This is a genomic window from Pseudomonas sp. AM14(2022) (assembly GCF_036346455.1).
In the GTDB taxonomy this organism is placed as follows: Bacteria; Pseudomonadota; Gammaproteobacteria; order Pseudomonadales; family Pseudomonadaceae; genus Aquipseudomonas; species Aquipseudomonas putida_A.
Genome location: NZ_JAOTNY010000002.1, coordinates 480901 through 494839 on the forward strand (window position 1 = coordinate 480901; position 13939 = coordinate 494839).

Genomic DNA, 13939 nt, shown 5'->3' on the forward strand with positions numbered 1-13939 from the left:
ATGAGGGCGTAAAAATGGTGTTGAACAAAGCTGCAACCGCGATCTTTTTTGCGGGACTGCTGAGCGTGACCGGCCAGGCTGCAATGGCCGCCGAAAGCGTGAACTTCGTCAGCTGGGGCGGTAGCACCCAGGATGCGCAGAAACAGGCCTGGGCCGATCCGTTCAGCAAGGCCAGCGGCATCACCGTGGTGCAGGACGGCCCGACCGACTACGGCAAACTCAAGGCCATGGTCGAAAGCGGCAACGTGCAATGGGACGTGGTCGATGTCGAAGCCGACTTTGCCCTGCGTGCCGCTTCCGAGGGCCTGCTCGAACCCCTCGATTTCAAAGTCATCCAGCGCGACAAGATCGACCCGCGTTTCGTCAGCGATTACGGCGTCGGCTCGTTCTTCTTCTCCTTCGTCCTCGGCTACAACGAGGGCAAGCTCGGCGCCGCCAAGCCGCAAGACTGGACCGCGCTGTTCGACACCAAGACCTACCCCGGCAAACGCGCCCTGTACAAATGGCCAAGCCCCGGCGTGCTCGAACTGGCGCTGCTGGCCGACGGCGTAGCGGCCGACAAGCTCTACCCGCTGGACCTTGATCGCGCCTTCAAAAAACTCGACACCATCAAGAAAGACATCGTCTGGTGGGGCGGCGGCGCGCAGTCGCAGCAACTGCTGGCCTCCGGTGAAGCGAGCATGGGCCAGTTCTGGAACGGCCGGATTCACGCCCTGCAAGAAGACGGCGCGCCGGTGGGTGTGAGCTGGAAACAGAACCTGGTCATGGCCGACATTCTGGTGATTCCAAAAGGCTCGAAAAACAAGGACGCGGCGATGAAGTTTCTGGCCAACGCCAGCAGTGCCAAAGGCCAGGCCGACTTCTCCAACCTGACCGCCTACGCCCCGGTCAACGTCGACAGCGTGGCGCGCCTGGACTCGGTGCTGGCCCCGAACCTGCCGACGGCCTACGCCAAGGATCAGATCACTCTTGATTTCGCGTACTGGGCCAAGAACGGTCAAGCCATCGCGACACGGTGGAACGAATGGCTGGTCAAATGAAAATGGCGGCCACTGCGCCCCGTCCTGCAACGGTGGCCGGGAGCGCCAAGGGCGCTGCCGGCTCGACCCCCTCCCTCAGACAACGCTGGAAAGGTGCTGGCAATCTCGCCCCGGCACTATTGTTCCTCGGTTTATTCTTCCTCGCGCCGTTGATTGGCCTGCTGTTGCGCGGCGTGCTCGAGCCGACCCCGGGCCTTGGCAACTATGAACAACTGTTCGCCAACTCGGCGTATGCGCGGGTGCTGCTCAACACCTTTTCGGTGGCCGGGCTGGTGACGATTTTCAGCCTGTTGCTGGGCTTTCCACTGGCGTGGGCGATCACTCTGGTGCCGCGCGGCTGGGGCCGCTGGATTCTCAACATCGTGCTGCTGTCGATGTGGACCAGCCTGCTCGCCCGCACCTATTCGTGGCTGGTGCTGCTGCAAGCCTCGGGCGTGATCAACAAGGCGCTGATGGCGCTGGGGATCATCGATCAGCCGCTGGAAATGGTGCACAACCTCACCGGCGTGGTGATCGGCATGAGCTACATCATGATCCCGTTCATCGTCCTGCCATTGCAGGCGACCATGCAGGCCATCGACCCGATGATTCTGCAGGCCGGCTCGATCTGCGGCGCCAGCCCGTGGACCAACTTCTTCCGGGTGTTCCTGCCGCTATGCCGGCCGGGTCTGGCGTCCGGCGGGTTGATGGTGTTCGTGATGTCGCTCGGTTACTACGTCACCCCGGCGCTGCTCGGCGGGGCGCAGAACATGATGCTGCCGGAGTTCATCATTCAGCAGGTGCAATCGTTCCTCAATTGGGGCCTGGCCAGTGCCGGCGCTGCGTTGCTGATCGCGATCACGCTGGTGCTGTTCTACTTCTACCTGAAGCTTCAGCCGGAATCCCCGGTTGGCGCCAGCAACGCGAGGTAAACCGAGATGCTCCTGACTCCCAATGCCATGAGCCGGCGGATGCGTTTCGGCTTGTATGCAATCACCGGACTGATCGGTTTGTTCCTGCTGTTGCCGATCGTGTTCATCGTCCTGCTGTCGTTCGGTTCGTCGCAGTGGCTGGTGTTCCCACCGCCGGGCTGGACGCTGAAATGGTACGGCCAGTTCTTCTCCAACGCCGACTGGATGAACGCTGCGGCGGCCAGCCTCAAGGTTGCCGTGCTGACCACGATTTGCGCCGTGGCCCTTGGTTTGCCGACTGCCTTCGCTCTGGTGCGCGGGCGCTTCCCCGGTCGGGAAATGCTCTACGGCCTGTTCACCCTGCCGATGATTGTGCCGCTGGTGATCATCGCCGTGGCGGTGTACGCGCTGTTTCTCAAGCTCGGTTACACCGGGACTCTGTTCGCCTTTGTGGTCAGCCATGTGATCGTCGCGCTGCCGTTCACCATCATCTCGATCATCAACTCGCTGAAGCTGTTCGATCAGTCGATTGAAGACGCGGCGGTGATCTGCGGCGCCTCACGCCTGCAAGCGGTGTTCAAGGTGACGTTCCCGGCGATCCGTCCGGGCATGGTCGCCGGCGCCCTCTTCGCCTTTCTGGTTTCGTGGGACGAAGTGGTGCTCAGCGTGATGATGGCCAGCCCGACCCTGCAAACCCTTCCCGTGAAAATGTGGACCACTTTGCGCCAGGACCTGACCCCGGTGATCGCCGTCGCTTCGACGCTGCTGATCGGCCTGTCGGTATTGGTCATGGTGATCGCCGCCGCGCTGCGCCGGCGCAACGAAATCAGCGCCTGAGCGCCCAGGAGTACGACATGAGTGCCGTGATCAAAGACGCATCCCAGCAGAACGACAAACCCCTGGTCAGCCTGCGCAATCTGAACAAGCACTACGGCGACTTTGCCGCCGTCGACAACATCTCGCTGGACATCAAGGACGGCGAGTTCCTGACCTTCCTCGGCTCCAGCGGCTCGGGCAAAAGCACCACGCTGTCGATGCTCGCCGGGTTCGAAACCCCGAGCAGCGGCGAGATCCTGGTCAACGGTCAGTCGCTGGTCAACGTGCCGCCGCACAAGCGCGACATTGGCATGGTGTTCCAGCGTTATTCGCTGTTCCCGCATCTGTCGGTGCGCGACAACATCGCCTTCCCGCTGGCGATTCGCAAACTCGCCGCCGCCGAACGTGACAAGCGTGTCGATGCGATGTTGAAACTGGTGCAGCTCGAACAATTCGCCCATCGCCGCCCTTCGCAACTCTCTGGCGGCCAGCAGCAGCGGGTCGCCATCGCCCGGGCGCTGGTCTACGAGCCACGTATTCTGCTGATGGACGAACCGCTCGGCGCGCTGGATAAAAAACTGCGTGAAGACTTGCAGGATGAACTGCGCCAGCTGCATCGGCGCCTGGGCATCACCATCGTCTACGTGACCCACGATCAGGAAGAAGCCATGCGCCTGTCGCAGCGCATCGCGATTTTCAGTCACGGCAAGATTGTTGGTCTGGGCAGCGGTTATGACCTGTATCAGAATCCGCCGAATGCGTTTGTCGCGTCGTTCCTCGGCAACTCGAACTTCCTCAAGCTCAAGGCCCAGGGCAATGCGGCGGCTTCGTTTGAAGGACAGTCATTGTCGATTCGCCTGACCGCAGGCTTGCATACCGATCAGGATGTACTGCTGATGGTGCGTCCGGAAAAGGCGGTGGCGCTGAGCGTGCAACAGGCGAGCGAAGAGCCGTTGGCGGCGGGTTGGAATGAGGTGTCGGCGCAAGTGCTGGAAGTGTTGTTTCTTGGCGAAAGCCAGACGTGCAGCGTGGTGACGTCGGGCGGTACTTCGATGACGGTTAAAGCGCTGTCGGCGGCGGGCATGCCGCTCAAGGCTGGCGACCCGGTGCGAGTGCGCTGGGCGACGGCGGACGCCTGCGTCTACACCGAATGGACCGACAGCGACCTCAACAAAGCCGCCGGTTCTCACTGAGGATCTCGGCAGCACCGCAAATCCCCCCTGTGGGAGCGGGCTTGCTCGCGAAGGCGGTGTGTCAGTCACTGTTTATGTTGAATGACACAACGCATTCGCGAGCAAGCCTGCTCCCACAGGGGTCTGGTGGTGTTCAGGCGATCGGAGTGAAACCTTCAATTTCGTCCGGCCAGGCGGTGAGGATTTCGAAACCGGTTTCGGTCACCGCGACCATATGCTCCCACTGTGCCGACAGCGAGCCATCCTTGGTCAGCACCGTCCAGCCGTCCGGCATGTTCTTCACATGGCGCTTGCCGGCATTGAGCATCGGCTCGACGGTGAAGATCATCCCCGCCTTGAGCTTCATGCCCTGATTGGGAAAACCGTAATGCAGGATCTGCGGTTCATCGTGATACACCTTGCCAATGCCATGCCCGCAGTACTCGCGCACCACGCTGAAACCTTCGCTCTCCGCCAGGCTCTGGATCGCATGACCGATGTCGCCCAGTGTCGCGCCCGGACGCACCATGCGAATGCCCGCGCACATGGCGTCGTAGGTGGTTTTGATCAGGTGCTGCGCCTCAGGCGTCGCCTCGCCGACCACGTACATGCGGCTGGTGTCGCCGAACCAGCCATCCTTGATTACCGCGATGTCGAGGTTGACGATGTCGCCATCCTTCAGCGGCGTGCCCGACGGGATGCCGTGGCACACCACATCGTTGACCGAGGCGCAGACGGTTTTCGGGAAACCGTGATAACCGACGTTGGCCGGAATGGCTTTCTGCACGTTGACGATGTAATCGTTGCACAACCGATCCAGCTCATCGGTAGTCACCCCGGCTTTCACATGCGGTACCAGCATCGCCAGCACGTCGGCGGCGAGTTTGCCCGCCGCACGCGACTTCGCGATTTCCGCAGGGGTGTTGATCTTGATCTGATTTCTCATGCGCTGACGGCTTCCTGAGTCAGTTGATGCAGATCCAGCCCGCCGTTCTGTTCGGCGCGGATCAACAAGCGGCAAATGGCGCTGTGGTCGAGGTTGGGGTGCAGCTCGGCGAGCATGCCGATGCGCATCCAGTGCTCGGCCTGCGCGTTGATCGAGCGGCTGAGGGCGGTGCTGGAGATGCGCAGGTTCTCGTGCATGTCTTCTGAAATCTTTACAATGCCCATATCCGAATCCGATACGAAGTGTATATGGATCGTATATTAGCCAAGGGACGCCCACGATTGCAAACCTTGCGCACGGCTTGCCAAATCGCGGGCAAAAAAAAGCTGCCCAAAGAGGCAGCAAAAACTTTAAGAACACGCGATGTATTGGGGTCAGGATAGTCGCCGGATAATGACAGTGTCATGACAACCAACAATTCACTGAACCGCCCCTGCCCCGTCATCAGGATGTCATCAAGCGCACCGCAGAATCCTCGCAAACCGTCTTGAGCCTTCGACGGATGCTTTGCAGGGATTCCCATGAAAGAAGACGCCTCGCTGTTTGCCGCCATCGACCTGGGCTCGAATGCGTTTCGCCTGATGATCGGCCAGTCGGTTCGCAGTCGAAAAGGCTTCATGATTCAGGAAGTCAAAACCCTGCGTGAACCGGTGCGGCTGGCCGAAGGCTTCGACGGCGGTGCACTGGACGAAATGGCGCTGGATCGGGGCTGGCAGGCGCTGGCGCGGTTCGGCAAGAAACTGCGCGGCTTCGAGGCCGGCAAGGTGCGGGCCGTGGCGACCAGCGCAGTACGCGAGGCCGACAATGCGCAGTTGTTTCTGCACAGTGCCGAACGCCATCTGGGTTTTCGCATCGACGTCATTTCGGGCCATGAAGAGGCGCAACTGGTGTATGCCGGCGTCGCTCATTCCCTGCCGGGGGCGGAGGACATGCGGCTGGTGGTCGACATTGGCGGTGGTTCTACCGAGCTGATTCTCGGCCAGGGGTCGCAACCGCTGCTCACCGAAAGCATCGCCATTGGCAGCGGTAGCCTGGGCGCACGCTATTTCCCCGACGGGCGCATTGCTCCCGGCGCACTGCAAGAAGCCGAACGCGTGGCGATCCTGCAATTCGAAAAAGTCGCCCGCCGCTATCGCGCACAGGGCTGGCAGCAGACCATTGGCTCGTCGGGCACGGCGCGGATGCTGGCGAAGGTGCTCAAGGCTAATCGGCTCAATGACTTCGGCCAGGACGGGATTACCTATGGCGGACTGTTGCGCCTGTCGCTGTTGCTGCTGAAGGTGAAGAACGTTCAGCAATTGAAGCTGGCAGGTTTGCAGCCGCATCGCCAGAGCATTTTGCCCGGCGGATTGGTGCTGATGCTGGCGGCGTTCAAGGTGTTTGGCATTTCGCAGATGGTGCCGTCGGAACCGGGGCTGCGCCTCGGTGTGTTGCACGGTTTGATGAGCCGTCACTGACCGATCACTGAACCCATTGTGGGAGCGGGCTTGCTCGCGAAGGCGGAGTGTCAGTCGAAAATTATTTAACTGACACTCCGCTTTCGCGAGCAAGCCCGCTCCCACAAGGACGGCGTTCTTTGCGCAACTCGGGATTTCGCAGATGGCGCCGTCGGAACCGGGTTTGCGCCTCGGTGTGCTGCATGGTTTGATGAGCCGGCACTGACCGATCACTTAACCCATTGTGGGAGCGGGCTTGCTCGCGAAGGCGGAGTGTCAGTCGAAAATTATTTAGCTGACACTCCGCTTTCGCGAGCAAGCCCGCTCCCACAGGGTTTGGTGGTTGTCTCCTCAGGCCAGTTCTTTGCGCAACTGGCGGGCAGCGGTAACCATGTGCACCAACGCCGCTTCTGTCTCCGGCCAGCCACGGGTTTTCAGACCGCAATCCGGGTTGACCCACAACCGCTCGGCCGGAACTCGCTGAGCCGCCTTGCGCAGCAGGTTGGCCATCTCCGAAGCATCCGGCACCCGTGGCGAGTGGATGTCGTAGACGCCGGGGCCGATCTCGTTCGGGTAGTCGAAGGCTTCGAAAGCGTCGAGCAACTCCATGTCCGAACGCGAAGTTTCGATGGTGATCACGTCAGCATCCATGGCGGCGATGGACTCGATCACATCATTGAACTCGCTGTAGCACATGTGCGTATGGATCTGCGTTTCGTCGCGTACACCGGAGGCACACAGGCGGAACGCTTCGGTTGCCCAGTCCAGATAGTGCTGCCATTGCGCGCGGCGCAGCGGCAGACCTTCGCGGAATGCGGCTTCGTCGATCTGCACGATCTTGATCCCGGCGGCTTCCAGATCCACCACTTCGTCACGAATCGCCAGCGCCAGTTGCCGTGCCTGCACTTCACGGGACACGTCTTCGCGGGGGAACGACCACATCAGCATGGTCACAGGTCCCGTCAGCATGCCTTTCATGACCTTGTCGGTCAGGCCCTGAGCGTAGCGAATCCAGTCCACGGTCATGGCTTGCGGGCGGCTCAGATCACCGAAGATCACCGCCGGTTTCACGCAGCGCGAACCATAGCTCTGCACCCAGCCGAAACGGGTGAATACGTAGCCGTCGAGTTGCTCGGCGAAGTACTCGACCATGTCGTTGCGCTCGGCTTCTCCGTGCACCAGTACGTCGAGGCCCAACTGTTCCTGGATTTGCACGGCGTGGCGGATCTCGCTGTACATGGCTTCGGTGTATTCGGCTTCGCTTAGCTTGCCCTGCTTGAACGACTGCCGCGCCAGACGGATCGACGCGGTTTGCGGGAACGAACCGATAGTCGTGGTCGGAAACAGTGGCAGATCGAGGCCGGCGCGCTGCTTGGCGATGCGCTGGGTAAACGGCGATTGGCGCTGGCTGTCCTGCGCGGTAATGGCCGCCACACGGGCCTGCACTACCGGTTTGTGAATACGAGGCGAGGCGGCGCGGCTGGTCTGTACCGAGCGGCTTTGGGCCAAGGCGCGCAGCACTTTCGGCGCCTCCGGCTCGTTGACCGCCTGCGCCAGCACGGCGACTTCCTCGCACTTCTGCACGGCAAACGCCAGCCAACTTTTCAGCTCGGCATCGAGCTGGTCTTCGCGGCCCAAATCCACTGGGCTGTGCAGCAACGAGCACGATGGCGCGACCCACAGGCGATCACCCAGGCGCTCATGTGCATGCTGCAAAGTCGCCAGCGCATGTTCCAGATCGCAGCGCCAGACGTTGCGGCCGTTGACCACACCCAGCGACAGCACTTTGTAGGCCGGCAGGCGATCAAGGATGGTCGGGTACTGTTCCGCTGCGCGCACCAGATCGATGTGCAAACCGTCGACCGGCAGATTGGCGGCCAGACCGAGGTTCTCTTCCAGACCACCGAAGTAAGTGGCGAGCAGTTTCTTCAGCGGATCACGCTGGATCTGGTTGTACGCACGCTCGAAAGCGTTCTTCCATTCCTGCGGCAGGTCGAGCACCAGAATCGGCTCGTCGATCTGCACCCATTCCACACCAAGGGCGGCCAGCCGCGCGAAGATCTGCCCATACAGCGGCAGCAAACGATCAAGCAATTCCAGCTTGTCGAACTCGGCGCCTTTGGCCTTGCCCAGCCACAGATAAGTCAGTGGACCGATGATCACCGGTTTGACGTTATGACCGAGGGCACGGGCCTCTTCGACTTCTTCGAACAACTGTTCCCAACCGAGCTGGAACTGTTGATCAACGCTGAATTCCGGGACCAGATAGTGGTAGTTGGTGTCGAACCACTTGGTCATTTCCTGCGCATGGGCACCGCCGCAGCAACTGTCGCTGACGCCACGGGCCATGCCGAACAAGGTTTGCAGCGTGGCTTTGCCGTCGTGCGGTCGGAAGCGCTCGGGAATCACGCCGAACATCAGCGAGTGGGTCAGCACCTGGTCGTACCAGGCGAAATCGCCTACCGGCAGCAGCTCGATGCCGGCGTTTTTCTGCAGGTCCCAGTGGGCCTTGCGCAGTTCACGACCCACTTCACGCAGGCCGGCCTCGTTCAGTTCTCCTTTCCAGAACGCCTCTTGCGCTTTTTTCAGTTCGCGGTCGCGACCAATGCGCGGAAATCCGAGGGAATGGGCCAGTGCCATGACAAACAACTCCAATGTCTTGTTGATGGCGGCCATTGTCGAGATCAAGCGCTAGTGAGACAAACTCATTTTAATCTTGATGATCACAAGTTTCTCTCATGATCAGATGTGAGCTGTTTTTCCGCTGAAAACACGGTTTGCCCTGCAGGATATTCATCCGCAGATCAAGCCGCAGGCGAAGCTCACGACGCCCTTTCAATACTCGATGGCGCCTTGATGTAAACCCTCTGAAACCGGGCGCTTGCAGGCTGCGATTCTGTTCTATGGTTAGATCGAAATGGCTGGCGCAGCGGCTGACTAAAGGTTGCGACAGATCATGTCTGCGCCTATGTTGCACGCGAGCTTTTCCCCGCGAATGGAACGCGATCAACACCACTACAAGAGGTGAAGAAATGTCAAAGGATTCACGCCCTGCCGTACTTGGGCTGATCGGCAATACGCCGCTGGTACAGGTTACCCGCTTCGATACCGGCCTCTGCACACTGTTTCTCAAACTGGAATCACAAAACCCCGGCGGCTCGATCAAGGATCGCATCGGTCTGGCGATGATTGATGCCGCTGAACGCGACGGGCGCCTGCAACCGGGTGGCACCATCGTCGAGGCCACCGCCGGCAACACCGGTCTGGGTCTGGCGCTGGTTGGCCGGGCCAAAGGCTACCGCGTGGTGCTGGTAGTCCCGGACAAGATGTCCACCGAGAAAGTCCTGCACTTGAAAGCCATGGGCGCCGAAGTGCACATCACCCGCTCCGATGTCGGCAAGGGCCACCCCGAGTATTACCAGGACGTGGCCGCACGCCTGGCCAAAGACATTCCCGGCGCGTTTTTCGCCGACCAGTTCAACAACCCCGCCAACCCGCTGGCACACGAGTGCAGCACCGCGCCGGAGATCTGGGCGCAGACCGAGCATGATCTGGACGCGATCGTGGTCGGCGTCGGTTCCGCCGGCACCCTGACCGGGCTGAGCCGCTTCTTCAAACGGGTACAGCCGGATCTGCAAATGGTCCTCGCCGACCCGGTGGGTTCGGTGATGGCTCAGTACAGCCGCGACGGCACCATGCCGACGCCCGGTTCGTGGGCGGTGGAAGGCATCGGCGAAGACTTTATTCCGTCGATCACCGACCTCAGCAGCGTGCGCCACGCGTACTCGATCAGCGACGAAGAAAGCTTCGACCACGCCCGCCAGTTGCTGCGCGCCGAAGGCATTCTCGGTGGCTCGTCAACCGGCACCCTGCTCGCCGCCGCGCTGCGTTATTGCCGCGAACAGACCGAGCCGAAACGCGTGGTCAGCTTCGTCTGCGACACCGGCACACGCTATCTGTCGAAGGTCTACAACGACCAGTGGATGACCGATCAAGGCCTGTTGCAGCGCAAACGCTATGGCGACCTGCGCGATCTGATCGCCCGGCGCTTCGAAGACGGCCGCGTGATCAGCGTCGGTCCCGATGACACCCTGCTGACCGCGTTCCAGCGCATGCGTCTGGCGGATGTTTCGCAGCTGCCGGTGCTGGTGGAAGGCAAACAACTGGTCGGGGTGATCGACGAGTCGGACATCCTGCTGCCCGTGCACGAAGACGCTGCGCGCTTCAGTCAATCGGTGTCCAGCGTGATGACCGACAAACTGCAAACCCTCGCCCCCGGTGCCAACCTCGCCGAGCTGGAAGCGGTGCTCAGTCGCGGCCTCGTCGCGATCATCGCCGATGCTTCGGGCTTCCACGGCCTGATTACCCGCACCGACATGCTCAACCAATTACGGAGATCCCTCGCATGAGTCAGCACGACGATAAATCCCAAGGCTTCGCGACCCGGGTGATCCATGCCGGGCAGACGCCTGACCCGACCACCGGCGCGCTGATGCCGCCGATCTACGCCAACTCGACGTACCTGCAAGACAGCCCCGGCGTGCACAAGGGCTTCGACTACGGGCGCTCGCACAACCCGACGCGTTTTGCCCTGGAGCGTTGCGTGGCGGATCTGGAAGGTGGCACCCGCGCGTTCGCGTTCGCTTCCGGGCTGGCGACCATTTCCACCGTGCTCGAACTGATCGATGCCGGTTCGCACGTGATCTCCGGCAATGACCTGTACGGCGGCACATTCCGTCTGTTTGACAAGGTGCGCCAGCGCAGCGCCGGGCATCGCTTCAGCTACGTCGATCTGACTGACCTGGCGGCGTTCGAAGCGGCGCTGCAGGACGACACCCGTCTGGTGATTGTCGAGTCGCCGACCAACCCGCTGCTGAGCCTGTCGGATCTGGCCGCGATTGCGCGCATCTGCCGCGCACGCGGGATCATCAGCGTTGCCGACAACACCTTCGCCAGCCCGTACATTCAGCGCCCGCTGGAGCTGGGTTTCGACATCGTGCTGCACTCGACCACCAAGTACCTGAACGGTCACTCCGACGTGATCGGTGGTATCGCGGTGGTTGGGCAGAATGCCGAACTCGCGGACAAACTCGGCTTCCTGCAAAACGCCGTCGGCGCGATTTCCGGGCCGTTCGATGCGTTCCTGACCCTGCGCGGGGTGAAAACCCTGGCGCTGCGCATGGAACGTCACTGCAGCAACGCGCTGGAACTGGCCAAGTGGCTGGAGCAGCAACCGCAGGTCAAACGCGTCTACTACCCGGGCCTGCCGTCGCACCCGCAGCATGAGTTGGCCAAACGGCAGATGCATGGTTTTGGCGGGATGATCTCGGTGGATCTGAACAGTGATCTGGAGGGTGCACGGCGCTTTCTGGAAAACGTGAAGATCTTTGCCCTGGCCGAGAGCCTGGGCGGTGTTGAAAGCCTGATCGAGCATCCGGCGATCATGACCCACGCCACCATTCCAGCTGAAACCCGCGCCAAACTGGGCATCGGCGATGGTTTGGTGCGTCTGTCGGTGGGGGTCGAAGATCTCGAAGACCTGCGCGCCGATCTGGCGTACGCGCTGACCAAAATCTGACCCTGCAACAACGACAAAGCCCGCAGCAATGCGGGCTTTTGGTGTTCGAGTAGGCGGCCAGTGCTGGTCTCTGGCTTACAAGGTTTATCGGGCCTCTCACAGTACAAAAGCAACCATGGAAAAAGAGCGGTGCTTTGCTGCCTCACACGGCATAAGGGCTGGATCTCAGCGCGGAGATCTTTCTAACCGTGTACCCTTCGGAACGCGCCCCACGTCCCCTTGCTATCCGCTTGCGCATCAGTCTGCGTCTTCGCCTACACCTTTGAGGCTAGCAAAAGCCATCGCGTCCCGGGCAGTGTTTTTAGACTGATTTTCTTCTAGCGCCCCTGTGCAAGGAAGTTAACCGACTATCGCTTGCATGCCGTCGCACCTGCGCCTGCATTTTGCCGATCTATACTTTTCAGTTCGCTAACGCGGTTTCATGCAAAAACGTCGACACCCGTGCGCCCATCGAGCGCGCCCGTGCCAATTGCCAACCTGGTCAACCCCGGGCCAACGAATGCTGTGTGGCTGATGGGTCGTGGAGAAAATCATGAAACACACGCTTTTGTCAGGCGCCATTCTTGCGGTCGCGGCGACCGTGATGTTGCCAACGGTTTGGGCTGCGCAGCCGCAGGCGGTGGCCTCTGATGGTTCGGATCATGTCAGCGCTGGCGCAGTGGCGTCCGATGGTTCCGACCACGTCGGGGCTGGCGCAGTCGCCTCGGACGGTTCCGATCATGTCGGCGCTGGCGCAGTGGCTTCCGATGGTTCCGATCACGTCGGCGCTGGTGCTGTCGCCTCGGACGGTTCCGATCATGTCGGCGCTGGCGCAGTCGCCTCGGACGGTTCCGATCATGTCGGGGCTGGTGCAGTCGCCTCGGACGGTTCCGATCATGTCGGCGCTGGAGCAGTCGCCTCGGACGGTTCGGATCATGTCGGGGCTGGCGCAGTCGCCTCGGACGGTTCCGATCACGTCGGCGCTGGTGCAGTCGCCTCGGATGGTTCCGATCACGTCGGGGCTGGTGCAGTCGCCTCGGACGGTTCTGATCATGTCGGGGCTGGTGCAGTCGCCTCCGATGGCTCTGATCATGTCGGCGCAGGCGCACTGGCTTCCGACGGCACCGACAAGGTCGGCGCCAATCGCTATGCCTACTCACGCGTCGGCGTCGGTTCTGATCGCGTCGCTTCGGCGCTGATGACCGGCAGCTATTCCGACCAGTTCAACTCCCCTCAGTAATCGGCGCGAGGCGACCCATTGGGTCGCCTCTCCCTCCGCCGCACTAGCACATTTGTGCTAATCGACCGCCCCGCCACCCGGCGTTATATTCCCTCGCAACCCCCGATGCTCCCCAACATTGCCGCTGTGCAGTGCGCGGGATCGTCGTGCCTGGAAATCAGAACAACACCAAGGAAGAAACACCATGAAACTGCATTCCAATCTGTGCAAAGTGGCGATCGTCAGCGCTTTGTTGCTTGGCGCCAGCGGCTGCCAGACCGCCAAACCCACCGAAGCCAGCATGAAAGAGCGCGCCCAGACGGTCATCGGCAAGCCGGTGTCGAAAATCGACAACATCCGCAGCGACAGCACCCTCACCTACTACACCGCGTACACCTCCGCCGGCGAGTACAACTGCGAGTTGCCCAGCGGCGCGATTATCGCGGTGGCGAGCATGGGCATCATGACCCCGCCGCTGTCGTGCCTGCCCAAAGGCGCCTCGCCGATTCCGTTCCAGTAAACCTTCATCCCCGGTAAAGGACTACGTTCCATCATGAAAATCCTGATCGCAACTCTCACTCTCACCGCCTTCGCTCTGACAGGCTGCGCCACGCCCAAACAATGGGAAGCCACCGGTGGCAGCAAGAACGACGGCGTGGTCCAGGTCTCCTACGAATTGGGTCAGTTTGAAAGCGGCCAGACCAACGCCGCGCAAGGCCTGACTGTGGCGATGGAGCGCTGCAAGACCTGGGGCTACAAGAATGCCGAGGTGACAGGTTCCGAGAAGAACATCTGCCGCACCATGGGCCAGTTCAACTGCCTGCAAACCACCATCACTCAGGACTACCTCTGCAAGCGTTGAG

The 13939-nt window shown here is 61.2% G+C and carries 13 protein-coding genes; 10 read left to right on the plus strand and 3 right to left on the minus strand.

Annotation, left to right across the window (positions count from 1 at the left end; all coding sequences use genetic code 11):
- The first annotated feature begins 14 nt into the window (after positions 1 to 14).
- The 4 genes from V3W27_RS05725 to V3W27_RS05740 are packed head-to-tail and all read left to right on the plus strand — an operon-like array spanning position 15 to position 3939.
- Positions 15 to 1040 (plus strand): ABC transporter substrate-binding protein, encoded by a 1026-nt coding sequence (locus V3W27_RS05725; RefSeq protein ID WP_330206146.1) that lies wholly within the window; start codon positions 15 to 17, stop codon positions 1038 to 1040.
- A complete protein-coding gene (locus tag V3W27_RS05730) occupies positions 1037 to 1951 on the plus strand; it encodes an ABC transporter permease (protein WP_330206262.1) in 915 nt (304 codons plus the stop codon). Before V3W27_RS05725 ends, V3W27_RS05730 begins: the two co-directional genes overlap by 4 nt.
- A gap of 6 nt (positions 1952 to 1957) precedes the next feature.
- Entirely contained in the window at positions 1958 to 2767 is an 810-nt protein-coding gene (locus V3W27_RS05735; RefSeq protein ID WP_330206147.1) for an ABC transporter permease, read from the plus strand.
- A gap of 17 nt (positions 2768 to 2784) precedes the next feature.
- Positions 2785 to 3939, plus strand: coding sequence for an ABC transporter ATP-binding protein (locus V3W27_RS05740; protein WP_330206148.1), 1155 nt, complete (start codon positions 2785 to 2787; stop codon positions 3937 to 3939).
- Positions 3940 to 4072: 133 nt separating this feature from the next.
- Here V3W27_RS05740 and map read toward each other — a convergent pair whose 3' ends face one another.
- Complete coding sequence (gene map / locus V3W27_RS05745; protein WP_330206149.1) at positions 4073 to 4864, minus strand: type I methionyl aminopeptidase; 792 nt, start codon at positions 4862 to 4864, stop codon at positions 4073 to 4075.
- On the minus strand, positions 4861 to 5088 hold the full coding sequence (locus tag V3W27_RS05750) for a ParD-like family protein (RefSeq protein WP_025111624.1): 228 nt from the start codon (positions 5086 to 5088) through the stop codon (positions 4861 to 4863). The genes map and V3W27_RS05750 overlap by 4 nt, the downstream gene beginning before the upstream one ends.
- A gap of 297 nt (positions 5089 to 5385) precedes the next feature.
- Here V3W27_RS05750 and V3W27_RS05755 point away from each other — a divergent pair, with 297 nt between their 5' ends.
- Entirely contained in the window at positions 5386 to 6321 is a 936-nt protein-coding gene (locus V3W27_RS05755) for a Ppx/GppA family phosphatase (RefSeq protein ID WP_247841926.1), read from the plus strand.
- A gap of 330 nt (positions 6322 to 6651) precedes the next feature.
- Here the strand turns inward: V3W27_RS05755 and metE are convergent, their stop codons facing one another.
- Entirely contained in the window at positions 6652 to 8940 is a 2289-nt protein-coding gene (gene metE / locus V3W27_RS05760) for a 5-methyltetrahydropteroyltriglutamate--homocysteine S-methyltransferase (RefSeq protein ID WP_330206263.1), read from the minus strand.
- Between the two features lie 392 nt (positions 8941 to 9332).
- Here metE and V3W27_RS05765 point away from each other — a divergent pair, with 392 nt between their 5' ends.
- From V3W27_RS05765 to yecR, 5 genes are all read left to right on the plus strand, one after another.
- On the plus strand, positions 9333 to 10709 hold the full coding sequence (locus V3W27_RS05765; RefSeq protein WP_330206150.1) for a pyridoxal-phosphate dependent enzyme: 1377 nt from the start codon (positions 9333 to 9335) through the stop codon (positions 10707 to 10709).
- On the plus strand, positions 10706 to 11878 hold the full coding sequence (locus V3W27_RS05770; protein WP_041062583.1) for a cystathionine gamma-synthase: 1173 nt from the start codon (positions 10706 to 10708) through the stop codon (positions 11876 to 11878). The genes V3W27_RS05765 and V3W27_RS05770 overlap by 4 nt, the downstream gene beginning before the upstream one ends.
- Positions 11879 to 12410: 532 nt before the next feature.
- Entirely contained in the window at positions 12411 to 13097 is a 687-nt protein-coding gene (locus V3W27_RS05775; RefSeq protein WP_330206151.1) for a phage infection protein, read from the plus strand.
- A gap of 184 nt (positions 13098 to 13281) precedes the next feature.
- Complete coding sequence (locus V3W27_RS05780) at positions 13282 to 13596, plus strand: hypothetical protein (RefSeq protein WP_183780400.1); 315 nt, start codon at positions 13282 to 13284, stop codon at positions 13594 to 13596.
- 33 nt (positions 13597 to 13629) lie between these two features.
- Positions 13630 to 13938, plus strand: a complete 309-nt coding sequence (yecR, locus tag V3W27_RS05785; RefSeq protein WP_330206152.1) for a YecR family lipoprotein — start codon at positions 13630 to 13632, stop codon at positions 13936 to 13938.
- The last annotated feature ends 1 nt before the right edge of the window (position 13939 follow it).